Origin of the sequence: Cellulomonas soli, assembly GCF_013409305.1 — a bacterium.
Lineage (GTDB): Bacteria > Actinomycetota > Actinomycetes > Actinomycetales > Cellulomonadaceae > Cellulomonas > Cellulomonas soli.
Window position 1 is genome coordinate 667711 of sequence record NZ_JACBZJ010000001.1, and the last position, 24046, is coordinate 691756.

General features: G+C 73.3%; 21 protein-coding genes. 13 read left to right on the plus strand and 8 right to left on the minus strand.

The features are described from left to right. Positions 1-17: 17 nt before the first annotated feature. A complete protein-coding gene (locus BKA22_RS02920) occupies positions 18-1328 on the minus strand; it encodes an ROK family transcriptional regulator (RefSeq protein WP_146951376.1) in 1311 nt (436 codons plus the stop codon). Positions 1329-1536: 208 nt separating this feature from the next. Between BKA22_RS02920 and BKA22_RS02925 the strand changes: the two genes are divergently transcribed. From BKA22_RS02925 to BKA22_RS02975, 11 genes are all read left to right on the plus strand, one after another. Beyond that, positions 1537-3237, plus strand: coding sequence for an ABC transporter substrate-binding protein (locus BKA22_RS02925; RefSeq protein WP_146951377.1), 1701 nt, complete (start codon positions 1537-1539; stop codon positions 3235-3237). A gap of 121 nt (positions 3238-3358) precedes the next feature. Then, complete coding sequence (locus tag BKA22_RS02930; protein WP_146951378.1) at positions 3359-4351, plus strand: ABC transporter permease; 993 nt, start codon at positions 3359-3361, stop codon at positions 4349-4351. 12 nt (positions 4352-4363) lie between these two features. After that, entirely contained in the window at positions 4364-5332 is a 969-nt protein-coding gene (locus BKA22_RS02935; protein WP_146951379.1) for an ABC transporter permease, read from the plus strand. Next, complete coding sequence (locus BKA22_RS02940) at positions 5329-6270, plus strand: ABC transporter ATP-binding protein (protein WP_146951380.1); 942 nt, start codon at positions 5329-5331, stop codon at positions 6268-6270. The genes BKA22_RS02935 and BKA22_RS02940 overlap by 4 nt, the downstream gene beginning before the upstream one ends. Beyond that, positions 6267-7085, plus strand: a complete 819-nt coding sequence (locus BKA22_RS02945) for an ABC transporter ATP-binding protein (protein WP_146951381.1) — start codon at positions 6267-6269, stop codon at positions 7083-7085. The genes BKA22_RS02940 and BKA22_RS02945 overlap by 4 nt, the downstream gene beginning before the upstream one ends. Continuing rightward, positions 7082-7759 (plus strand): SGNH/GDSL hydrolase family protein, encoded by a 678-nt coding sequence (locus BKA22_RS02950; RefSeq protein WP_223203398.1) that lies wholly within the window; start codon positions 7082-7084, stop codon positions 7757-7759. Before BKA22_RS02945 ends, BKA22_RS02950 begins: the two co-directional genes overlap by 4 nt. 62 nt (positions 7760-7821) lie before the next feature. Next, positions 7822-10350, plus strand: coding sequence for a glycoside hydrolase family 2 protein (locus BKA22_RS19565; protein ID WP_179561619.1), 2529 nt, complete (start codon positions 7822-7824; stop codon positions 10348-10350). Continuing rightward, positions 10347-11801: a GH1 family beta-glucosidase gene (locus BKA22_RS02960; RefSeq protein WP_146951382.1), complete on the plus strand. Its 1455-nt coding sequence runs from the start codon at positions 10347-10349 to the stop codon at positions 11799-11801. Before BKA22_RS19565 ends, BKA22_RS02960 begins: the two co-directional genes overlap by 4 nt. Before the next feature lie 2 nt (positions 11802-11803). Beyond that, a complete protein-coding gene (locus BKA22_RS02965; protein ID WP_146951383.1) occupies positions 11804-12775 on the plus strand; it encodes an acetylxylan esterase in 972 nt (323 codons plus the stop codon). 101 nt (positions 12776-12876) lie between these two features. After that, on the plus strand, positions 12877-13086 hold the full coding sequence (locus tag BKA22_RS02970) for a helix-turn-helix transcriptional regulator (RefSeq protein WP_179561620.1): 210 nt from the start codon (positions 12877-12879) through the stop codon (positions 13084-13086). Then, positions 13086-13652: a Clp protease N-terminal domain-containing protein gene (locus BKA22_RS02975; RefSeq protein ID WP_146951385.1), complete on the plus strand. Its 567-nt coding sequence runs from the start codon at positions 13086-13088 to the stop codon at positions 13650-13652. The genes BKA22_RS02970 and BKA22_RS02975 overlap by 1 nt, the downstream gene beginning before the upstream one ends. 57 nt (positions 13653-13709) lie before the next feature. Here the strand turns inward: BKA22_RS02975 and BKA22_RS02980 are convergent, their stop codons facing one another. The 7 genes from BKA22_RS02980 to BKA22_RS03010 form a co-directional block, all read right to left on the minus strand. Then, positions 13710-14153 (minus strand): DUF3592 domain-containing protein, encoded by a 444-nt coding sequence (locus tag BKA22_RS02980; RefSeq protein ID WP_179561621.1) that lies wholly within the window; start codon positions 14151-14153, stop codon positions 13710-13712. Between the two features lies 1 nt (position 14154). Then, a complete protein-coding gene (locus BKA22_RS02985; protein WP_146951387.1) occupies positions 14155-15594 on the minus strand; it encodes an OmpA family protein in 1440 nt (479 codons plus the stop codon). A 274-nt stretch (positions 15595-15868) separates the two neighbouring features. After that, complete coding sequence (gene pcrA / locus BKA22_RS02990) at positions 15869-18421, minus strand: DNA helicase PcrA (RefSeq protein WP_146951388.1); 2553 nt, start codon at positions 18419-18421, stop codon at positions 15869-15871. A gap of 93 nt (positions 18422-18514) precedes the next feature. After that, positions 18515-18997 carry a DUF456 domain-containing protein gene (locus BKA22_RS02995; protein ID WP_146951389.1) on the minus strand — a complete coding sequence of 161 codons (483 nt, stop codon included), beginning with the start codon at positions 18995-18997 and terminating at the stop codon, positions 18515-18517. 97 nt (positions 18998-19094) lie between these two features. Continuing rightward, the gene (locus BKA22_RS03000; protein WP_146951390.1) at positions 19095-19442 is read right to left on the minus strand and encodes a hypothetical protein; all 348 of its coding nucleotides are present in this window, start codon (positions 19440-19442) and stop codon (positions 19095-19097) included. Between the two features lie 66 nt (positions 19443-19508). Next, the gene (locus BKA22_RS03005) at positions 19509-20228 is read right to left on the minus strand and encodes a response regulator (protein WP_146951391.1); all 720 of its coding nucleotides are present in this window, start codon (positions 20226-20228) and stop codon (positions 19509-19511) included. Then, positions 20225-21574, minus strand: a complete 1350-nt coding sequence (locus BKA22_RS03010) for an ATP-binding protein (RefSeq protein ID WP_307725868.1) — start codon at positions 21572-21574, stop codon at positions 20225-20227. The genes BKA22_RS03005 and BKA22_RS03010 overlap by 4 nt, the downstream gene beginning before the upstream one ends. A 319-nt stretch (positions 21575-21893) precedes the next feature. Between BKA22_RS03010 and BKA22_RS03015 the strand changes: the two genes are divergently transcribed. Together BKA22_RS03015 and BKA22_RS03020 are read left to right on the plus strand one after the other, a co-directional pair. Then, positions 21894-23522, plus strand: coding sequence for a PspC domain-containing protein (locus tag BKA22_RS03015; RefSeq protein ID WP_146951393.1), 1629 nt, complete (start codon positions 21894-21896; stop codon positions 23520-23522). Then, the gene (locus tag BKA22_RS03020) at positions 23522-24013 is read left to right on the plus strand and encodes a hypothetical protein (RefSeq protein WP_146951394.1); all 492 of its coding nucleotides are present in this window, start codon (positions 23522-23524) and stop codon (positions 24011-24013) included. Before BKA22_RS03015 ends, BKA22_RS03020 begins: the two co-directional genes overlap by 1 nt. Positions 24014-24046 lie beyond the last annotated feature (33 nt).

The following is a 24046-nucleotide window of genomic DNA, read 5'->3' on the forward strand; positions in this document are numbered from 1 at the left end:
GCAGGTGCGGGGCGAGCTCAGACGAGGGCGGGCAGGACCTCCCCTGCGCTCTCGCGCGCAGCAGGGCGGCCGAGCGGCGAGCGCAGGACGACGAGCGCCCCACCGACGGCCGCGGCGGCACCCACGTCGGTCGACAGCCGCACGCGCACGGGACGCAGCAGCCGAGCCAGGGCACCGCGTTCGACGGCCCGCTGCGCGAGGTCGACGTAGAGCGGGCCGGCGGTGGCGAACGCCGGCCCGGCCAGGACCACCGTGTCGAGGTCGAAGAGGTTCATGAGGGTCACCGCCGCCGTGCCGAGATGTCGCGCAGAGTCTTCCAGCAGGTGGCGCGCGTCCTGGTCACCGCGCGCCGCGGCCCGGGCGACGCGTTCGAAGTCGGCGAGCACGTCGTCGGCGTCGCCGCTCATGCGCAGCCGATCGCGCAGCCCCGGATCGGCGCCCGCCCGGGCGACCACGGCCGAGGGACCGGCCAGGGACTCGGTGCACCCGGCGTTGCCGCACGAGCACGCCGGTCCGCGCGGGTCGAGCGGGACGTGCCCGATCTCGACCGGGTTGGCCGTCCTGCCGCGGTACACCTCGGACCCGACGACCACGCCGCCGCCGATGCCGCTGGCCATGTAGAGCACGCCGAAGGTGTCCACGTCGAGCGAGCCGACCCACTGCTCCCCCACGGCGGCGGCGGTCGCGTCGTTCTCGAGCAGCACCGGCATCCCGAGCAGGTCGGCGAGCGTGGCGGTGAGCGGGAAGTCCTGCCAGGCCGGGGTCGGCTGGGGCGTGAGGATGACGCCGCGCTCGCGGTCCTGCGGCCCGTGGGTGACCAGGCCGACGCCGAGCACACGCGCGCGCGGGACGGCCGCGGAGGCGAGCAGGTCCTCGACGTGATCGGCGAGCGTGCGCAGGGTCTCCCCCGGTGCACCGCGCCCGACACCGCGCAGGCTGGTGGCCGCCACCCGGCGCCCGGCGAAGTCGGTGACGACGATCGCGCTGGTGCACCGGTCGAGCTGGACGCCGACGGCGTAGAGCGCCGTCCGGTCGAGCTCGAGCAGCCGCCGGGGCGTGCCGCCGCGGGAGCGTGCCCGCCCGACCTCGTGCACGAGGCCTTCGGCGATGAGGTCGCGGACGACGTTGGTGATCGTGGCGGCGGTGAAGCCCGACCGGCTGGCCAGCTCGACGCGGCTGATGGTGCCCGCCGTGCGGATCAGGTCGAGCACGAGGGCACCGGTGACGGGCCGGGAGGGCTGACCCACCGGCGTCACGGCCGGGACGGCCCGCACGTTCGGCACGGGCGGCGCCGGGGTGCTCGGTCGGTGCGGCAGACGGCTGGACATGCGTAGGTCCTCTCCTCGGGCCCTCTCGGGACGCAGCCGCGCGCGGGGCGCAGGTCACGGTCCGGACACGGTCGTCCACGAACTTCACCCGATAACTTGACGGACTAAATTTAGCAGAGCAAGAATCGGGTCCGCCCTCCCGCGGCCGCGGCGACGGGCACCGTCGACGTCGACCGCCACCCCGGCCGACGTGGGGAAAGGACCGAGGATGTTCCTGAGGACACGGCCAGGCAGGTATCGCACCGGCGGCGCACTCGTCGCAGGGATCGTCACGTCCACGCTGCTGCTCGCCGGCTGCACGGGCGGCAGCAGCAAGGACACGTCCACCTCGGACGCGTCCGGCGCGACGATCACCGTCTTCAACGGCTCGACCGGCACCATCACCGAGAACTTCAACCCGTTCAGCACCACGGCGCTGCAGCCGACGCTCGGTGTGATCTTCGAGCCGCTCTACTGGTACAACCTCGCCTCGGACGCCGACCCCACGCCCCTGCTGGCGACCGGCTACGAGTGGAACGCCGACGGCACGCAGCTGACGATCCACACCCGCGAGGGCGTCACGTGGAGCGACGGCGAGCCGTTCAGCGCCGCCGACGTCGCCTTCACGTTCAACCTGGTGGCCGACACGCCCGCGCTCAACACGACCGGTCTCGCCGCGACCGCCGAGGCCACCGACGCGAGCACCGTCGTCCTGACGTTCGCCGAGCCGTCCTTCATGCAGGAGCCGAACGTGCTCGGCAACCGCGCGATCGTGCCCGAGCACATCTGGAAGGACGTCGCCGACCCGGTCACCGAGATCAACTCCGAGCCCGTGGGCACCGGGGCGTTCAGCGTCGAGTCCTTCTCGTCGCAGAGCTACATGCTGCAGGCCAACCCGGGCTACTGGGGCGGCGAGCCCGCCGTCAAGCACGTGCGCTACGTCGCGCTCGACTCCGCCGACGCCGCGAGCGCCGCGCTCGTCGCCGGTGACGTGGACTGGATGAGCGCCTTCCTGCCCGGCCTCGACGACATCATCTCGACGAACCCGGACCTCGGGTACGTCAACACCCCTGCACTGACCGCCTCGATCTTCACCTGCTCCGACGCCGCCGCCGGCTGCGCCGGCCCGCAGACCGACCCCGCGGTGCGCCAGGCCATCTACTACGCGCTCAACCGTGACCAGCTCAACAAGCTGGCCGGCGGCGGGTTCGCCGGCACCGCCTCCCCGACACTTCTGCTGCCCGAGCGCGACGCGGACTGGATCGCCGACCCCGACGACGTCGAGGCACCGGCGTCCGCCGACACCGAGAAGGCAGCCGACCTGCTCGACGCCGCCGGCTGGGTCGAGGGCAGCGACGGCATCCGCACCAAGGACGGCGAGCGCCTGTCGATGACCATCCAGACGGTGACCGGCTGGAGCGACTTCATCTCGCTCAACGACGCCATGACCCAGCAGCTGGCCGAGGTCGGCATCGAGCTCAAGCCGAGCCAGGTCTCCTGGAACGAGTGGAACGACGCCCAGCTGTCCGGCAAGTTCCAGCTCTCGCTCGACTCGATCGGTCTGGGCGCCTCGTCCAACCCGTTCTTCACGTACGACAAGTGGTATAACTCCGCGAACACCGTGCCCGTCGGCGAGAACGCCATCGCCGGCAACGCCAGCCGGTTCTCCGACCCCGCGGTGGACGCCGCACTGGCCGTCGCCCGCTCGACCGACGACGAGGCCGTCCAGGCCGAGCAGTACGCGATCATCCAGGACGTCATCACCGAGCAGCTGCCGTACATCCCGATCTACGTGAACTCGATGCTCACCGAGTTCAACAACAGCCGCGCCACCGGGTGGCCGACCGACGAGGACAAGTACGCCATGCCCGCCTCGTGGAAGGCGTGGGACAACGGCATCGTCCTCAAGACGATCAAGCCGACCAACTGACCGACCGGGACCGTGTCCCGCCCGGGTGACGGCTCCTGCACGGGGCCGTCACCCGGGCCCACCCCGGCGCTGCCCGGCGCGCCGCCGGGACCCGCCACCGACCGACCTGGAGGCACCCGCCGTGCGGTACATCCTGCAGAAGCTCGGGTTCTACGCCGTGGCCCTCTGGGCCGCGCTGACCCTCAACTTCTTCATCCCCCGGCTCATGCCGGGCAACCCCGTCGACATCATGGTCTCGAAGCTCGCCACCAAGGGACCGGTCACCGCGGACACCCGCGCAGCGATCGCCGCGATGCTCGGCACCGACACGCAGGCGCCGCTGTGGCAGCAGTACGTCGACTACCTGCACGCCCTGGTCAGCGGTGACCTGGGCACCTCGGTCGCGTACTTCCCGGCCAGCGTGAACGAGATCATCGGCCAGACCCTGCCGTGGACCATCGGCCTGATCGGCATCTCCACCGTCATCTCGTTCCTGGTGGGCGTCGGTCTGGGCACGTTCGCCGGCTGGAAGCGCGGGTCGTGGGTCGACAACCTCATCCCGTTCACCACGATGCTGCAGTCCGTGCCGTACTTCTGGCTCGCGCTGCTGCTGCTGTTCTTCTTCGGCAGCGTGTGGCCGGTCTTCCCGCTCAACGGCGGGTACGACGTCTACACGTTCGCCGGGCCCGAGCTGAGCTGGGGGTTCATCTCCTCGGTGCTCTACCACGGCGCCCTGCCCGCGCTCACGATCGTCATCTCCTCGATCGGCGGCTGGATGCTCGGGATGCGCAACATGATGGTCTCGACGCTGTCCGAGGACTACATCCTCACCGCCGAGGCCAAGGGACTGCGCCCCGGTCGTGTGCGCGCCGCCTACGCCTCCCGCAACGCCGTGCTCCCCTCGATCGCGGGCTTCGCGATCTCGCTCGGCTTCGTCGTGGCCGGGTCGATCGTCACCGAGGCGGTGTTCAGCTACCCGGGCATCGGGTCGGCGCTGCTCATGGCGGTCAACTCCAACGACTACTCGCTCATGCAGGGCATCTTCCTGGTCATCACCCTGGCGGTGCTCGGAGCCAACCTGCTCGTCGACCTGCTGTACGGCGTCATCGACCCCCGTACGCGGGCCCGTTCCTAGGAGGGGCACCCCATGGCCATCACCACCCTGGACCCGCACCTGGCCGCCGACGAGGCCGCCGAGACCACCACGCCCGGCCCGCGCAGGCGCGCCCGGCTGCCGCGCACCGCCAAGCTCGTCACGGGCGTGAGCCTGGCCGGCACGATCGCGCTGTTCGGCATCCTCGGCCCGTTCGTCGTCGGCGACCCCTCGACGGTCAACGACATCGGCCTGGCGCCACCGTCCGCCGACTTCCTGCTCGGCACCACCCAGACCGGTCAGGACGTGCTCGCCCAGCTCGCCTACGCCACCCGCGGCTCGCTCACCATCGGGATCGTGGTCGGCGTGCTGACCCTGGTCCTGTCCGCGTTCTTCGGCGTCGTCGGCGCGTTCGCCGGCGGCTGGCTGGACGAGGCGTTCTCCCTGTTCAGCAACGTCATGCTGGTGATCCCCGGGCTGCCGCTCGTCATCGTCATCTCCTCCTACGTGCCCGAGAAGAGCATCTGGCTGGTCGCCGTCGTGCTCGCCCTGACCGGCTGGGCCGGGTCGGCGCGCGTGCTGCGCGGGTTCACGCTCAGCCTGCGCGGACGCGACTACGTCCTGGCCGCCCGCGTCAGCGGCGAACGGTCGTGGCGCATCCTCGCGGTCGAGATCCTGCCGAACCTCATCCCGCTGCTGGCCTCGCAGGTCGTGTTCGCGATCATCTTCGCGATCCTCGGCGAGGCCGGGCTGTCGTTCCTCGGCCTGGGCGCCTCCGGCTCGTTCACCTGGGGAACCATGCTCTTCTACGCCCAGAACGGCCTCGCGCTGCGGCTGGGCGCCTGGTGGTGGTTCGTCCCGCCGGGCCTGCTGCTCGCCCTGTTCGGGGCGGCGCTGTCCCTCATCAACTTCTCCATCGACGAGGTCATCAACCCCAAGCTGCGCGCCCAGACCCGGGCCGACCGCAAGAAGTGGTCGATGTCCCGCGAGCAGCTCAAGGACGCTGCGGAGGTCATCGTATGAGCGCCCCGACCACGACGGCCCCGGCCGCCGCGACCCTCAGCCGCCACCCCGTGCTGACGATCGACGACCTCAGCGTCGACTACCTCGTCGACCCGCCCGTGCACGCCGTGGACCACGTGAGCCTCGAGCTGCGCCGCGGGGAGATCCTCGGCCTGGCCGGCGAGTCCGGCTGCGGCAAGTCGACCCTGGCGTACGGCATCACCCGGCTGCTCAAGCCGCCGGCCACCATCACGAGCGGCTCGGCGACGTTCCACTCCCGCGAGGGCTACGACGTCGACCTGTCGACGCTCAGCGGTGACGACCTGCGCGCGTTCCGCTGGGACAAGGTCGCCATGGTGTTCCAGGGGGCGATGAACTCCCTCAACCCGGTTCTGCGCATCCAGGTGCAGCTCGAGGACGTGCTCACCACGCACCGCCCCGAGATGCCCAAGGCGCAGCGGCGCACCCGGTGCGCGGAGCTGCTGATGCGCGTCGGCGTCGACCCGAGCCGGTTGCGGGCCTATCCGCACGAGCTGTCCGGGGGCATGCGCCAACGCGTCATGATCGCCATGGCGCTGGCCCTCGAGCCGCAGATCCTCATCATGGACGAGCCGACGACCGCCCTCGACGTGGTCGTGCAGCGCGAGATCCTGCAGGAGATCACCCGGCTGCGCGCCGAGCTCGGCTTCGCGGTCGTCTTCATCACGCACGACCTGCCGCTGCTGCTCGAGATCAGCGACCGGATCGCCGTGATGCGCGCCGGTCGGATCGTCGAGCTGGCCGACGCCGTGACGCTCTACACCGACCCGCAGCACGCGTACACGCGGCGGCTGCTGTCCTCGTTCCCGAGCCTGACCGGCGCCCGCGGCGACTTCATCCGGACGGGCGTCGACGCCTCGTCCTCCTCGGCCTTCGCGGACGAGACCACCCCGAGCGTCGACCAGGAGGCCGTGCGATGACCACGTTGGAGTTCAAGGACGTCGTCAAGGACTACACGCTGCGCAACGGGCTGCGGACCTCGACGCTGCGAGCGGTCGACCACGTGAGCTTCGAGCTCGCACCGGGCCGCACGACCGCGCTCGTCGGGCAGTCGGGATCCGGCAAGTCGACGATCGCGAAGATGCTCATGCAGCTCGAGCGTCCGACGTCCGGGCAGATCCTGGTCGACGGCGAGCCGATCCAGCGCCGGGGCGCCGGCCTGCGCCGGTACCGCAAGGCCGTGCAGATGGTCTTCCAGGACCCGTTCGCCTCGCTCAACCCGTACCACACGGTCGGTCACCACCTCGCGCGGCCGGTCACCCTGCACCACCCCGAGCTGAGCAAGGCGCAGGTCCGCGAGCGCGTGCTCGAGCTGCTGCGCCGGGTCCGGCTCGACCCCGCGGAGGACTACGCCGACCGCAAGCCGCACGAGCTGTCCGGCGGCCAGCGCCAGCGCATCGCCATCGCGCGCGCCCTGGCACCCGAGCCGGGCATCCTGGTGGCCGACGAGCCGGTCTCCATGCTCGACGTGTCCATCCGGCTCGGGGTGCTCAACCTGCTGGCGACGTTGCAGCGCGAGGAGGACCTCGGCGTCCTCTACATCACGCACGACCTGGCGACCGCCCGGCACTTCTCCGACGACATCATGGTCCTGTACCGCGGCGTCGTCGTGGAGCGCGGCCCGGCGGACGACGTGATCCTGAACCCGCAGCACGAGTACACGCGGCTGCTCGCCTCGGCCGCACCGGACCCGGAGCGGCGGATCGCCGAGCTCAACGGGGCGGTGCGCGCGTGAGCGGGACGCCGTCGCCGGAACCCGTCGCGCCCGTGTCCGTGGTGTTCGCCGGCGACTCCATCACCGAGTGGGGGCGGCACGAGGACCCCGACGGCTGGGGCTCGGGGTACGTCGGCCTGCTGGCCCGCGGCCCGCTCGCGTCGACCATCCCGCCGACCAACCCGTCGACCAACCCGCCGACCAGGGTGACGAACACCGGGGTCGGCGGCGACCGGGTGCGCGACCTCGAGGCCCGCTGGGGCCACGACGTGCTCTCGCTGCAGGCCGACGTGCTCAGCCTGTACGTCGGCGTCAACGACACGTGGCGGCGCTACGACCAGGGCGAGGAGACCACGGCCGAGGAGTTCGAGGCCGTGCTGCGCCGGCTGCTGCACCCGTGGGTGCGACGCGGCACCCGGCTCGTGCTCGTCGAGCCGTTCGTCGTGCCGGTCGAACCCGCCCAGCACGCGTGGGACGAGGACCTGCGACCGAAGCAGGACGCCGTACGCCGGGTCGCCGCCGACCTGGGTGCCGCGCACGTGCCGTTGGCCGCAGCGATGACCGCCCTGGCGGCCGCGAGCGCACCGCACCTCGTCGCCGCCGACGGGGTGCACCCGACGCCGGCCGGCCACAGGCTGATCGCCGACGCCTGGTGGTCCGCCTACCGGGCGCGGTTCGCACCTTCGTCCGACTGACCCGCCGCCCCGGCCCCTTCGCTCGCCCTCCCCCGCACCACCAGCACCGCAGGAGACCTCCCATGCAGACCGCGCCGCTCCCCGACGGCTGGACCGTCGCCGCCACCGCCGGGCCCGTGCCGGCCGACCTCCCGTCGGCCGTACCCGCGCAGGTGCCGGGCTGCGTGCACACCGACCTGCTCGCCGCAGGGGCGATCGCCGACCCCTATCTCGACGCGAACGAGACGGACCTGCGGTGGATGCACGACGTCGACTGGCGCTACACGCGGCTGCTCGAGCTGGCCCCGGCGGGCGCCGAGGAGCGGGTCGACCTGGTCCTCGACGGCATCGACACCGTCGGCACCGTCCGGCTGGGCGCCGTCGAGCTGGGACGGACCGCGAACATGCACCGCTCGTACCGGTTCGACGTGCGCGCGCAGGCCGACGGCGTGGTCCGTGAGCTCACCGTCGACCTGCGCTCGGCGACGGCGTATGCCGCCGAGCTGCGTGACGTCCTCGGCGACCGGCCCTCGGCCTACCACCCGATCCCGTACAACTTCGTGCGCAAGATGGCCTGCTCGTTCGGCTGGGACTGGGGTCCGGACCTGCGCACCGCCGGGCTGTGGAAGGACGTGCGGGTCGAGCGCTGGAGCGTCGCGCGCCTGGCGCAGGTGCGCCCGCTGGTGACCGTCGGCCCCGACGGGACGGGCCGGGTCGAGGTGCACGTCGATGTCGAGCGCTCGGGGCTGGGGGCGGACGGCGTGCTGGTCGTGGAGGTCGACGTGCTCGGCGCGCGTGCCCGTGGTCGGCTCGCTCCCGGTGCGAGCGGCACGGTCGTCACGGTCGAGGTCCCCGACGCGCCGCTGTGGTGGCCCGTCGGGTACGGCGAGCACCCGCTCGCCGACCTCACCGTCGCCCTGCACGCGGGCGAGGCCGCAACCGGGGCGACCCCGGATGTCGGCACGGCCCTGGACGCCTGGACGCGCCGGGTCGGCTTCCGCACGGTCGAGCTGGACACCTCCGACGACGAGCACGGCACCCGGTTCACGGTCGTCGTCAACGGCACGCCCGTCTTCGTCAAGGGGGCGAACTGGATCCCCGACGACCACCTCGTCACCCGACTCACCCGCGCACGGCTGGACCGCCGGCTCGACCAGGCGCTCGACGCGCACATGAACCTGCTGCGCGTGTGGGGTGGCGGCATCTTCGAGTCCGAGGACTTCTACGCCGCGTGCGACGAGCGCGGGCTGCTCGTCTGGCAGGACTTCCTCATGGCGTGCGCGGCCTACCCCGAGGAGTCGCCGCTGTGGGAGGAGGTCGAGGCCGAGGCGCGCGAGAACGTCGTCCGGCTGATGAGCCACCCCTCGCTCGTCCTGTGGAACGGCGGCAACGAGAACGCCTGGGGGCACGAGGACTGGGGCTGGAAGGACCGTCTCGGCGACCGCACGTGGGGCGCCCGCTACGCCGGAGAGCTCTACGGGCGGGTCGTCGCCGAGCTCGACCCGACCCGCCCGTACACCGACAACAGCCCGTTCTCCCCCCGCCGCGACCCGGCCGACGTGCACCCGAACGACCCCGACCACGGCTCGCACCACCAGTGGGAGGTGTGGAACCGCGTCGACTACACCGAGTACCGCCACGAGATCCCGCGGTTCTGCTCCGAGTTCGGCTTCCAGGGCCCGCCGACCTGGCGCACCCTGACCGACTTCGTGCACGCGAGCGACGGCGGGCCGTTGGCCGACTCCCCCGCACCGAAGGACGACCCCGTCTTCCTGATCCACCAGAAGGCCGACGACGGCAACGGCAAGCTCGACCGCGGCATGGCCCCGCACCTGGGCGTGCCGACCGACTTCGGCGACTGGCACTGGGCCGCGCAGCTCAACCAGGCCCGTGCGGTGCAGCACGCGGTCGAGCACTACCGCTCGTGGTGGCCGCGCACGGCCGGCGCGATCGTCTGGCAGCTCAACGACTGCTGGCCGGTGACGTCCTGGGCGGCGATCGACTCGCAGGGACGACCCAAGCCGCTGTGGTTCGCCCTGCGGCACGCCTACGCCCCGCGCCTGCTCGCGGTCGTCGAGCGGGAGGGCGCCCCGGCGCTGGCGATCGTCAACGACACGGACGAACGCTGGTCCGGAACGCTGGACCTGCGCCGCGAGAGGTTCGCGGGGACGCCGCTGGCGCACGGGTCCGCGCCGGTCGAGGTGCCGGCGCGATCGGTGCACGTGCTGCCGCTCGACCCCGCGCTCGCGGTGGCCGACGACCCGACGGGCGAGGTGCTGGTCGCCGCGCTCGACGACGTCCGGGTCGTGCACACGTTCGCCGAGGACGTGGAACTCCAGCTCGACCCCGCTCCCCTCGAGGTGAAGGCGGTCACCGTGCCCGGCGGGTACCGCGTCGACGTGACGGCCCGCTCGCTCGCCACGGCCGTGTGCCTGCTGGTCGACCGTGCGGCTGCGGACGCCCGGGTCGACGACGCGCTCGTGGACCTTCCGGCCGGCGCCTCGTGGTCGTTCCACGTCACCACCGAGGCGGTGCTCGACCCCCTGGTGCTCACCGCGGCGCCCGTGCTGCGGACCGCGAACGACCTGCGCGCCGTGGCGGTGCAGCGGTGAGCGGGGTCCGACCGGCCGGGCGCCGGTTCCCCGACGGCTTCCTCTGGGGCGCAGCCACGGCCGCGTACCAGATCGAGGGCGCCGTCACGGAGGACGGGCGCGGCCCCTCGATCTGGGACACGTTCTCGCACACGCCCGGCAAGGTCGCCGGGGGCGACACCGGCGACGTGGCCGCCGACCACTACCACCGGGTCCCGCAGGACGTGGCGCTCATGGGCGACCTCGGGCTGCAGGCCTACCGGTTCTCGGTCGCCTGGCCGCGCATCCAGGCCACCGGTCGTGGCCCGGCCAACCCGCTCGGTCTGGCCTTCTACGACGACCTCGTCGACCGGCTGCTGCAGGCCGGCATCAAGCCGGTCGTCACGCTCTACCACTGGGACCTGCCGCAGGCCCTGCAGGACGCGGGCGGCTGGGCCTCGCGCGACACCGTGCACCGGTACGTGGACTACGCGGCGATCGTCGCCGAGGCGCTGGGCGACCGGGTGCACCTGTGGACGACCTTCAACGAGCCGTGGTGCTCGGCCTACCTGGGGCACGGGTCGGGCGAGCACGCGCCCGGCATCCCCGACCCGGCGCTCGCGCTCGCCTCGGTGCACCACCTCAACCTGGCGCACGGGCTCGGCGGGCGGGCGGTGCGCGCGGTGCTCGGCGACGACGCGCCGGTGTCCGTCACCTACAACCTGCAGGTGCACCAGGCGGTCTCCGACGACCCCGCGGACCTCGCCGCCGCGCGTGCCCTCGACGTCGTCGCGAACGAGGTGTTCCTCGGGCCCGTGCTCGAGGGCGCCTACCCCGAGGAGGCGTTCGCCCGGACCGCGCGGTTCACCGACTGGTCGTTCGTGCAGGACGGCGACCTCGCCGACATCCGCATCCCGCTCGACGTGCTCGGCCTGAACTACTACAACACCTCGCGCGTCGGGGCGCGGCGCGCACCGGTCGCGGCCGACCCCGAGGCACCGTTCGTGCCGACCACCGCGATCGGCTGCGAGGACGTCGAGTGGTTCGAGCAGCCCGGCCCGCGCACCCAGATGGGCTGGAACGTGGACCCGCAGGGCCTGACGGACCTCCTGCTCGACCTGCACCGCCGGTTCCCGGACCTGCCGGTGATGATCACCGAGAACGGCGCCGCGTTCGAGGACGTCGCCGGTCCGGGAGGCGAGGTCGTCGACACCGCACGCACCGCCTACCTGTACGACCACCTGGACGCCGTCGGTGCCGCGATGGACGCCGGGGCGGACGTCCGCGGCTACCTGCTGTGGTCCCTCATGGACAACTTCGAGTGGGCGTGGGGGTACTCGCGGCGGTTCGGCATCGTCCGCGTCGACTACGACACGCAGCGGCGCACCGTGAAGGACTCGGGCGCCTGGTACCGCGAGCTGATCCGCACCGGGCGCCTGCCCGCGGTGCCGACCGAGCCGTCGTCGCCCGACCCCCTGACCGTGGAGGCCTGACCGTGCCTAGCATCGACATGCCGCTCGAGGAGCTCGAGCGCTACCGCCCCGACGTGGCCGAGCCGGACGACTTCGCCGAGCTGTGGAGCACGACGCTCGCCGAGGCCCGCGCCCTGCCCCTGGACCTGGTCGTGACCCCGGTCGCCACCGACCTGCGGCTGATCGACGTGCACGACGTGGAGTTCGCCGGGTTCGCCGGTGACCGCATCAAGGCCTGGTACCTGCGCCCGGCCGGGGTCACCGGGCCGCTGCCCGTGATCGTCGAGTACAACGGCTACGGCGGTGGCCGCGGCCTGCCGCACGAGCGCCTCGGGTTCGTCGCCGCCGGCTACGCCTACCTGTTCATGGACACCCGCGGCCAGGGCTCGACGTGGGGATCCGGCGGCAGCACACCCGACCCGCACGGCTCCGGGCCTGCACTGCCCGGCTTCATGACGCGCGGGGTCCTCGATATCCGCGGCTACTACTACCGCCGTCTGTTCACCGACGCGGTCCGTGCCGTCGACGCGGCCCGCTCGCTCGACGGCGTCGACCCCGACCGCGTCGTGGTGACCGGCGGGTCGCAGGGCGGCGGCATCACGCTCGCGGTCGCAGGGCTCGTCGACGGCCTGGCCGGCGTCATGGCGGACGTGCCGTTCCTCGCGCACGTGCAGCGGGGCGTCGAGGTCGCACTGACCGATCCGTACGCCGAGATCGTCCGCTACCTGGCCGTGCACCGCGACCACGCCGAGCAGGTGTTCCGCACGCTCTCCTACGTCGACGGCGTCAACCACGCCCGCCGCGCGAGCGCACCGGCGCTCTTCTCGGTCGCCCTGCTCGACGCCACGTGCCCGCCGTCCACGGTGTACGCCGCCTACCGCGCCTACGCCGGGCCGAAGGAGATCGCCGTCTACCGGTTCAACGACCACGAGGGCGGTCAGGCCTACCAGCTCGCCCGCCAGCTCACCTGGCTGCGCACGACGTTGGGCCACTGATCGACCGGTGAGACGTCCGAGCTCGTCCCGACCGGGCGCCCTCGGGCTCCGGCCGTCAACCCGCATTGACACGTCGCGAGTGTCAACCTAGATTGACATCCGTGACCGATCAGCTCCTCACCGCCGCAGCTGGCGACGACCCTGCCGCCGGCCTGCGCGCCGTGCGCGCGCTCCGGGCGCTCGCCGACCGGCTCGAGGCGCTGCACGTCGAGCACGCGCGATCGCGCGGCTGGTCGTGGCAGCAGGTCGCCGACGCGCTGGGCGTCTCCCGGCAGGCCGTCCACAAGCGCTACGGGAAGAGGTTCGGCTGATGTTCGAGAAGTTCGCCACCGACGCCCGCGAGGCCGTCGTCCGCGCGCAGGAGGCCGCCCGCACGGCGGGCTCCGACCACATCGGCGCCGAGCACCTGCTCCTGGGCGCCGTGATCACCCCGGGCTCGGTCGCGGGCCGGGCGGTCGAACGGCTCGGCCTGCGGACGGGCGACGTCGTCGTCCTGGTCCGTCACCTGCCGACCGAGGTGCTCGACGCCGAGGCGCTGGCCGCCGTGGGCGTCGACCTCGACGCGGTCCGCGCCCAGGCCGAGGCGACCTTCGGCCCCGGGGCGCTCGACGGCACGCGCACCCCGCAGCGACGCACCCACCTGCCCTTCGACGCCGCGGCGAAGAAGACCCTCGAGGTCGCCCTGCGCGAGGCCGTGCGGTTCAAGCAGCGCCGGATCGACACCGGCCACCTGCTGTTCGCGTGCGCCCGGCTCGACGAGACACGTGCGCACGACGTGCTCGACCGCCTCGGCGTGACCCCGCAGGCCCTCCGACAGGCCGTCGTCGCCGTCTGGGCGGACGGGGACGAGACCTCCTCCTCGCACGACTCGCACTGACGGCAGCCGGTCACGCCGGCACCGGTCGACGCACGGCGCGCGCCTCGGCGGGGCGCTTCAGCCGGCATTCAGTCCGAGGCGCAGCACGGTCGCGAGCACCATGAGCCCGAACAGCCCCCAGGCCGCCCCGCCCACCACCATCGCCGGGCCGAGCACCCCCCGCGCGCTGCCGGCAGCGGACAGGGCCACGTCCTGCGGCCGGAGCGGATCGACCCAGACGACGAACCGCTGACCCGGGTGCACCAGCCACCCCTGACGCGGGATCGAGGAGAAGCCCTCGACCCGTGTCGCCCGCGACCACCCGCCCGGGACGGGGTAGTCGAACGTCACCCGGCTGGGGTTCGTGAAGTTCGTGTAGTCGACGACCACCGCCTCGACCGGGACCCGGTGCGCCGTCGACGCGCTCCGCAGGACCCGCAGGCCCGCGACCACGAGCACCACCGCCGGCACGAGCGCCACGAGGGCCACGAGCGAGGCGAAGAACCCCATGCCCCCGGACACGTCAGGACTCCACCGGGACATCGGTGAGCCGGAACGGCGGACCTCCGACCTCGATCGTCGTGACGCCGAGGACGTCGTGCCTCACCTGCGGGGCGTCGATCACGACGCTCTCGCCCGACACGTCGGGCCAGACCACCGTCATCGTGAGCGAGCGGCCGGCCCCCAGACCTCGCAGCATCGTGTCGGCGAGGACCGACCGGGACCCGCCCTCCTGGTAGTCGACCGGGAAGACCCGGGTCCCGCCGTCGAGCAGGGTCACCCGGGTCGCCGCGGCCTGGAGCTGCGGGTTGAACTCCCCCCGAGCGTCCCAGGCCGCCGTCGCGAACGCCCCGACCAGAGCCCGGTCGACGCCGTCGAGCTCCGTCACCGTCAGCTCACCGACCACGAAGCCGTCGACCCGGCGGACCTGCTCGACGGACACGCCGAACCTCGCGGTGTCGGCACCGGAGGTCGCCGCGATCTCGACGCCGTCGACCCCCGGCGCACTGGGGCCCTCCGGGTCGGGGATCGACCCGGAGGGCGCCCCGGGTGTCGCCGTGGTGCTCGGTGCCGGAGCGATGCCGGAGCCCTGCTCCGGCGTGAGCACGAGCTGAACCCGACGGTTGAGCGCCCGGGCCGCATCGTCGGTGCCCGTCACCGCGGGCTCGCTCTCCCCACGCCCTTCGACCGAGACGTCGTAGGAGCTCAGGTCGACCAGCTCGGCGAGGCGGGTCTGCACCGCCTGCGCGCGGCGCTCCGACAGCGCCTGGTTGTAGGCGTCGTCCGCGACGTCGTCGGTGTGGCCGACGATCTGCAGCACACCGCCCCCCGCGGCGGCGATCTGCGCACCCGCCACCAGCAGTGCAGCGTCCGCCTCGGCACCGAGCACGTCCTGGTCGGAGGCGAACAGGACGTCCGAGGCCACGTCCACGTCGACCTGCTCGGGCGTCACGCGAGCGCGCACCTGGCCGTCGACCTGCTCGGTGTACGTCTCGAGGTCGTAGACCGGCGCCTCGAGCGAGCCGGCCAGGGAGTCGGTCAGGTCGTCGAGGCCGGAACCCGCCTCGGTGTCCGCGACGACGACCGGCACATCGGTCACCAGGCCTGTCTGCGGGATCATCACCGCGACGTGATCGGCTTGCGGTGCAGCGAACGCCAGGTGCGCCACCTGCAGCTGACCCTCCGGCTCGACCGAGAGCATCCCCGAGGTGACCACGGGCACCCCGTCCGGCGTCAGCGCGACGGGAGAGACCGCACGCCCTGCCAGGTCGACCAGACGGACACCGGTCGGTCCGACCAGAGACGCGAGGTAGGGGTCCTGCAGGAGAACCCCCAGGGGCACCTCACCCTCGCCGCCGACGCCCTGGGCCTGCAGCCGCAGCACCCCGATGCCGTCGGCGACGACCACAGGACCGACCTTGAGCTCGACCTCGAGACCCTGCCAGTCCACGGTCCGGGTCACGGGTGCGTCTGACGCCGCGGTCGGTGTCGCGGTGGGTGTCGCGGCGGCCGTGGGCCCGGGAGCAGCGTCACCCCCCGAGCAGCCGCACAGGACGACGAGGACCAGCCCCGACGCGAGCGCGCTCCCGGCCTGCCGACGCCTCCGCCCTGGTCGTTCGCTCGTGACACCTCGGGCCGCCGCTCGTCCGCTCGTCTGCACGGCCTGCACCCTAGCGAGAAGACACGACAAATCGGACATCACCGACGTCCCGCCGATGCCCGCCCGTCACGAGGAGTCAGAGCTTGGTGACCGGCGAGAAGCGCAGCAGGAGACGCTTGGTGCCCTCCGAACCGAAGTCCACCTTGGCCACGGCGTTCGACCCGGCGCCTTCGAGCGCGACGACGGTGCCCAGTCCGTACGAGTCGTGCGTGACCCGGTCGCCGATCGCGAGCTGCGGCACGGCTCCCTCGGGGCGCGGTGTCGCGGAGCCGAACTTCGCACCGGTCGACGGCAGGGCGCTGCGCTGCTCGCGTGCCGCCTGGGTCGACGCGGAGCCGGACGTGCGCGCACCTGCGCCGGAACCACCCGAGCCCGAGGCCCGGAAGCCACCGCCGCCCGAACCGAAGCCCGAGCCCCAGCCTCCGCGCAGCTGGGAGGTCGAGGACTCGCGACGGCGCCAGTCGATGAGCTCCTCGGGCAGGTCGTCGAGGAACCGGCTCGGCGGGAACTCGTTCGGCACGCCCCAGGCCGTACGGACGGCTGCACGCGAGATGTACAGGCGCTCGCGCGCACGTGTCAGCCCGACATAGGCCAGCCGACGTTCCTCGGCGAGCTGGTCGGTGTCGGCCAACGACCGCAGGTGCGGGAAGGTCCCGTCCTCCATGCCGGTGAGGAAGACGACCGGGAACTCGAGCCCCTTGGCCGTGTGCAGCGTCATGAGCGTCACGACGCCCTGGTCCACCGCGGCACCGGGCTCGTCACCCTCGGCACCGTCGGGCGTGGGGATCTGGTCGGAGTCGGCGACGAGCGAGACGCGCTCGAGGAAGTCGCCCAGGTCGCCCTCGGGGTCGGACTGCTCGAACTCGGAGGCCACGGCGTGCAGCTCGGCGAGGTTCTCCACCCGCGAGGCGTCCTGCGGGTCCTCGCTCGCGCGCAGCTCGGCCAGGTAGCCGGAGCGGTCCAGCACGGCACCGAGCACCTCGGCGGGGCCCGCCCCCGAGGCGGCCAACGCCCGGAGGTCGTCCATCATGACGGCGAAGGACCGCAGCCCGGTGATCGCACGCGTCCCCAGACCCGGCACCTCGTCGAGCCGGTCGAGCGCGCTGCCGAACGAGATCCGCTCCCGCTCGGCGTAGCCCGCGACCATCGCCTCGGACCGGTCGCCGAGCCCGCGCTTGGGCACGTTGAGGATGCGCCGCAGGTTGACGTCGTCGTCCGGGTTGGCGACCGCACGCAGGTAGGCGACCGCGTCCTTGATCTCCTTGCGGTCGTAGAACCGCGTGCCGCCGACCACCTTGTAGGGCAGGCCGACGCGCACGAGCACGTCCTCGATCGCCCGGGACTGGGCGTTGGCGCGGTAGAAGATCGCCACGTCACCGGGGCGCACACCGTCGGAGTCGGCCAGCCGGTCGATCTCGGCGCCGATGAACCGGGCCTCGTCGTGCTCGGTGTCGGCGACGTAGGCGACGATCTTCGCGCCCGCCCCCGCGTCGGTCCACAGCTGCTTGGGACGCCGCCCCGGGTTGCGGCTGATGACGGCGTTCGCGGCCGACAGGATCGTCTGGGTCGAGCGGTAGTTCTGCTCGAGCAGGATCGTGCGGGCGTCCGGGTAGTCGGCCTCGAACTCGAGGATGTTGCGGATCGTCGCCCCGCGGAACGCGTAGATCGACTGGTCGGCGTCACCGACCACCGTCAGCTCCCCGCGCGGCACGTCGCCGGTGGCGGCGCCCACGCCCGCCAGCTCGCGCACCAGCGTGTACTGCGCGTGGTTGGTGTCCTGGTACTCGTCGACCAGCACGTGGCGGAACCGGCGCCGGTAGTGCTCGGCCACGGCCGGGAAGGCCTGCAGCAGGTGCACCGTGGACATGATGAGGTCGTCGAAGTCGAGCGCGTGCGCCTGGCGCAGTCGCTGCTGGTAGCGCGTGTAGACCTGCGCGAGCACGGTGTCGAAGTCGTTGGCGTTGCCCCCGCCGCTGGTCGCGGCGAACGACTCCGGGTCGACGAGCTCGTCCTTGAGCGCGGAGATCTTGTTGGCGAGCGCCTTGGCGGGGAACTTCTTCGGGTCGAGGTCGAGCTCGCGCGCCACGAGCGTGAGCAGCCGCTGGGAGTCGGCCGAGTCGTAGATCGAGAAGCTCGAGCGCAGCCCGAGGGTGCCGGCCTCACGCCGCAGGATGCGCACGCAGGCCGAGTGGAACGTGGACACCCACATGCGCTGCGCGGCCGGGCCGACCAGCGTCTCGACACGCTCGCGCATCTCGGCGGCGGCCTTGTTGGTGAAGGTGATCGCGAGGATCTCCCCCGCGCGGGCCCGGCGGGTGGCGAGCAGGTGCGCGATGCGGTGCGCGAGCACGCGCGTCTTGCCCGAGCCCGCCCCGGCGACGATGAGCAGCGGACCCCCGTGGTGCAGCACGGCCTCGCGCTGCTGCGGGTTCAGGCCCACGACCAGCGCGTCCGCGGCAGCCCGGTCGATGCCGGGGTCCGCGGCTGCGGCCCCCTCGTCCTCGCCCCGCGGGGGCATGACGAGGGGAAGCCCGGAGGACTCACCGGTGTGGGCGCCTGCGACCACCGGGGCGACGGCGGACGGGCGGGTGGGCACGGGCAGCGCGAGGTTCTCGAACAGCGACGTCATGGCCCCACCAGGGTAGGTCCCCGCACCGACACCGGGAGCCAGCAGGACACGTCGGAGACCGCCGGGCTGCCCGGCGCCGGAGGGTGCGAGGCCTCAGGCTGCGACCACGCCGGCGACCCAGGTCGCGGTGACCAGCAGCGCGCCGGCCAGCTCGACGAGGATCGTCAGACCCGTGGCCTGCAGGGCCGCCCACGTCGAGGCCCAGGCCGGACGCGACTCGCGCAGCCGGACGAGCTCGGCCGCCCACACCCCGAGCGCGAACCCGAGGGGCAGGCCGACCACGGGGACGACGAAGAACCCGACGATGCCCAGCAGGCCGCCCCAGACCAGCGTCCCGCGAGGTACGCCGGCGCGGGACAGGTGCCGCCCGGCGAGCAGGTACTTGGTCACCTCGGCGGCAGCCGTCAGGAGCACGGCGACCACGGCGACCGTCCAACCCGCGGCACCGCCGGTCACGACCCCCCAGACGACCACCGAGCCGCACACCAGGAAGCCGCCGGGCAGCACCTGGACGACGATGCCGACCAGGCCGGTCGCGACGAGCAGGCCGACGACGATCTCGAGGACAGGAGTCACGCGCCGAGGGTAGAGGTCTCGGGCGGGTGCGCCCGAACCGGGACGTCGGACCGGGGACCCGCCCCGGCCCGACTCCGCTCGTCAGCGCTCGTCAGCGTCAGCGCCAGAGCACCGCGACGGCGACGTTCGTGACCGTCAGGCCGGCGATCGCCCCGAGGTAGCCGGTCGTGACCTTCTCCGGTCGACGCGTGCCCACGACGACGAGCCCGGTCACCACGAGTGCGACCACGAGCTTGACGGCGAGCTTGGCGGGGCTCGGCGCGTCGTCGTCGGAGCCGGACGAGGCGATGCCTGCGAGCGCGATGCCGGTGACGAGCGCCGTGAGCACGCCGTGCAGGACGCCCTTGGCGATCGCGGGGGTGCGCAGGTTGACGACGGTGCCGCCGAGCACGACGGCCCAGCCGAGGAGGTGGAGCACGAGGAGGATCCCGAAGACGATGTCCATGCCGTGAGGATACGTGTTCTGACGCGACGTCAGATCAATGCCGCGTGTCGTCCGGCGTGCCGCTCGTCACAGCAGGCGGCGCGCCGCCGCCCAGCGCGTCAGCTCGTGCCGACTCGACAGCTGCAGCTTGCGCAGCACGGCCGACACGTGCGTCTCGACGGTCTTGATCGAGATGAACAGCTCGGTCGCGACCTCCCGGTAGGAGTAGCCGCGCGCGATCAGGCGCATGACCTCCCGCTCACGGGCGGACAGCCGGTCGAGCTCGTCGTCACCGATCGCCACGTCGCCCGCACCGGTACCGAACGCGTCGAGCACGAAGCCCGCCAGGCGCGGCGAGAACACCGCGTCGCCACCGGCCACCCGCAGCACGGCGTCGGACAGCTCACGCCCGCTGATCGCCTTCGTCACGTAGCCACGCGCACCGGCGCGGATCACCGCGACCACGTCCTCCGAGGAGTCCGACACCGACAGCGCCAAGAACCGCGTCCCCGGCAGCACGTCGGCGCACGCCCGGATCACCTCCGCACCACCCCCGCCGTCACCGCCGGGCAGGTGCACGTCGAGCAGGACGACGGGCGGCTGCATCGCGTGCACGACCTGCACCGCCTCGTCCACGGACGACGCCTCCCCCACGACCCGCACCCGGTCGTCGAGCGAGGCCTTGACCCCTGTCCGGAACAGGTGGTGGTCGTCGACCAGCACCACGTCCACCGGGCCGTCGAGCGGCCGGGCCGCCGCACCCGCGGGCCCGTGCGCACCTGCCGCCGGTGTCGTCGCATCGTTCATCGTGCGTCTCCGTCCTCTGACCTGGTCTCGCTCGTCTCGTGCTGCGCCCCGTGCGGCGCGGGAGGTGCCTCGGTCGGTGCCTCGCGACCGGCCGTCGCACGCCCTGCCGTCGCGCACGGCCCCACGGGCACCCGGAGGTGCACCTCCGTACCCCGGTCCTCGCGGCAGGTGACCTTCGCCGTCCCGCCCCGGCGGCGCACCCGGCCCAGGATCGACTCCCGCACCCCGAACCGGTCCGAGGCGATCTCCTCGACGTCGAACCCGTCGCCATGGTCCCGGACGAACACCTCCACCGTGTCGTCGGCGACCTCCAGGTACAGCGACACGGGTGGCCGGCCGTGCGCCACCGCGTTCACCAGCGCCTCACGGGTGGCCTGCAGCAAGGCCTCGGTGTCCGCGTCCGGCACGCGGTCACCGACGACCACCGCGTCGATCGTCACCGCCTCGCCGCCCGGCCAGGTCCGGGTGTCCTCGATCTCCGCGACGACGTCCGCGAGCGCCGCCGCCACCGAGGTGCCGGGCGCAGGGCGGTCGTCGTACAACCAGGCGCGCAGCTCACGCTCCTGGGCACGGGCCATGCGGGACACCTCGGTCGGGTCGTCCGCACGCGAGCGGATCAGCGCGAGGGTCTGCAGCACGGAGTCGTGCAGGTGCGCGGCGATGTCCGCGCGCTCCGACTCGCGAGCACGGGCGGCCCGCTCGTCCCCGAGCTCGCGCACGAGCCGCAACCACCAGGGCGCGAGCACGAGGCCCACGCCCGCCAGCACCGCCACCGAGGCCACGACCACCTGCACGAACATGTCGGGCTCGACCCCGCGGCCCGTGCCCTCGCCGAGCAGCAGCAGAACCCCCACGCCGGCCAGCAGCACCCCGCCGATGAGGCGCAGCACGCTCACGGGCGTGCGACCCCCCGCCCGTTCGCGCAGCCGGTCGCGGTTCGCGCCGTCGAGCTGGCTCCACGCGAGCCCGAGCCCGGCGACGACGACGAGGGCCGGAAGGACCCATGACGCGTCGATGTTCGCGCCGAGCCGTGACGCGACCAGCAACGCGGCCCCGACGACGAGCAGGAGCCCCACCGCGATGTCCGTCACCGGCAGCCGTCGGCCCGGCTCGACGAGCGTCTGCCTGCGGGCGAGCCGGGTCAGGGTGGCCGGCCGGGTCATCCTCGGGTCGCCCGGGTCGCCCGTCGGCACGCTCAGCCAGAGGAACGCGTAGAGCACGAGCCCCGCCCCGGCGAGCGGGGTCATCAGGGCGAACAGGAGCCGGACAAGACCCACCCGCAGGTCGAGGTGCGCGGCGAGGCCCAGGGCGACGCCACCCAGCCACCGGCCGTGCGGCGGCCGCACCAGCGGGAGCCTGCGCGCCCTCGCGGGCCGCGGCGGGACCGAGGAGGGCGGCGGCGACCACGTGGACCACGAGGGCTGAGCAGCGGGCGGCGGCGCCCAGGTCCCGGGCGCGCCGGACGTGCCGGACGGTCCGGGACCGTCCGACGGCCAGGGCGGCGGTGCCGCAGGCGTGGTCGGGTGCACCCCCTGATCGTCACACGTCCGTGGCGCCCTGACCGGCACCCGAGGCGATGTTCAGGGCTCCCGGGGGCCTCATTCAGGGGCGGGTCAGGGGGACACCCGATGTCGCCGGCACCGCACGGCGGAGCACGATCGAGCCATGGACACGCAGACACCTGACGGCACCGCCCCTGGCGCCGCACCGGACCCGGGCCCCGCAGCGGCCGCGAGCGCCGGACCGGCCGGAACGCCTCCCCCGCAGGCCCCGCCCGCAGCAGGGCCGTGGGCACCGCCGGCGGCCGGGTCGCGCCCGCTGAACGGCTTCTTCGGCGGTGTGCGGCGGCTCGGCATCGTCCGCACGGACGAGCGCTGGATCGGCGGCGTCGCCGGCGGGTTCGCCCGCAAGCTCGGGGTCGACCCGCTGCTGGCGCGCGGCATCCTCGCAGTCTCCGTGCTGCTCGGTGGCCTCGGGCTCGTCGTCTACGGCGTCGCCTGGGCGCTGCTGCCCGAGGAGCGCGACGGTCGGATCCACCTCGAGGAGATGGTGGCGGGCCGGTTCGACATCGGGCTGATCGGCGCGTTCGGCCTGACCATCGTCGGGCTCGGCCGCGGGACGGACGTGTTCTGGCTGCTGCACGTGCCCGACGGGCTGCAAGGGCTCGCATGGGTGCTGTTCGTCGGCGGCCTCGTCGCGCTCGTCGTGGTCGGCGTGAACCACCGTCAGTCCGACGGCCGCCCCGCCGCACCGCGCCCGACGACCCCGTACGGGCCGGGTGCGCCGTACCGGCCCTACGGGCCGTACGGGCCGTACCCGCAGCCGGGCGCCCCGACCGACAGCGCGCCCGCTGCGTCTGCAGCGCCCACCGCACCCGCTGCACCCTTCGGGACCCCGGCACCCTTCGGCGGCCCCGCACGCCCGACCTCCCCCGCGACCTCCGAGACGAGCACGCCCATGTCCGCCACCCTGCCCGTACCCCCACCGGGGCCCCAGACGACCCCGCCGCCCGCCGCGCCGTACGGGCCCGCGCCGTACACCTACGGCCCCTACTCGACGACGCAGGGTCCCGTGCCCGGGCGCCCGCCGGTCGCGACCGCGCCTCCGCTGCCCCCTCGTCCCCCGAAGCCGCCCCGGCCTCCCCGCCAGGGCCCGGGTGCCGCCACCGTCGGCGTCGTCGTCTCCCTGAGCCTGCTCGGACTGGCGGTGCTCATGCTCGCCGACCGTGCCGGGTGGTTCGACGGTCCGGTGCTGCTGACGGCTGGAGGCATCGCCGTGGTGCTCGGCGGCCTCGGGATCATGGTGTCCGGGGCACGCGGCCGCTCCAGCGGGCTGCTCGGGTTCCTCTCGATCGCCGGGCTGGTGGTGCTGGCCCCGGCCGTGGCCGTGGAGAACGGCTCGATGATCTGGACGAGCGACGGCACGGTCACCAGCAGCGCCGCGCAGTGGACGCCGACCAGCAGGAGCGAGGCCGAGACGGGCCTGACCGCGGGAGTCGGCGACACGACCGTCGACCTGACGCAGGTGCGGCTCGGCGGCGAGGCCGTCGAGGTGCCGATCTCGATGGACGTGGGCAACCTGCGCATCATCGTCCCCTCGGGCACGGGCGTACGCGCCGTCGTCACCAACGACCTGGGCTCGATCACCTGGGACGTCGACGGCGAGCACCAGGAGGCCAGCGGCGTGGCCCTGTCGGACCGCGAGTTCGAGACGCAGGCCGCCCAGGACGGGAACGAGCAGCTGGTGCTCGAGGTCAGCCTCGACGCCGGCGACATCACGATCGAGGAGAACTGATGAGCACCGACGACACGACACCCCTGGAGGCCGTGGAGCCCCTGGAGCCTGCGGAGCCCCTGGGCGGGACGACGCCGCTGCCCGCGGTCGCGCGCGATGCGGCTGAGTCCCCCACCGGCGAGTCCCCCACCGGCGAGTCCCCCACCAGCGAGCCCCTGACGACCGCGTCGGCGACCAGCGAGTCGTTCACGGACGAGGCCCTGGCACCGGAGCCTGTCGTGACCGAACCCGTCGCGGCCCCTGCGGGCCCGGCGGCCACGACGCCGCTCGGTGCGGCCGCCCAGCCGGTCACTCGCCCGGCACGCGCCCGGTTGCGGATCGGCACGGTCGTGTGGGGCCTGGTGATCGCCGCTCTCGGCGTGGGCGTCCTCGCCTACGCCACCGGGCACACGATCGACACGCAGCTCGCCCTGATCGTGCTGCTCACCGTCGCGGGCCTGACGCTGCTCGTCGGCTCGCTGGTCGGCAGCGCCCGCGGCTCACGCCGCTGACCGCACGACCGGAGGCGGAACCCCGCTGCGCGA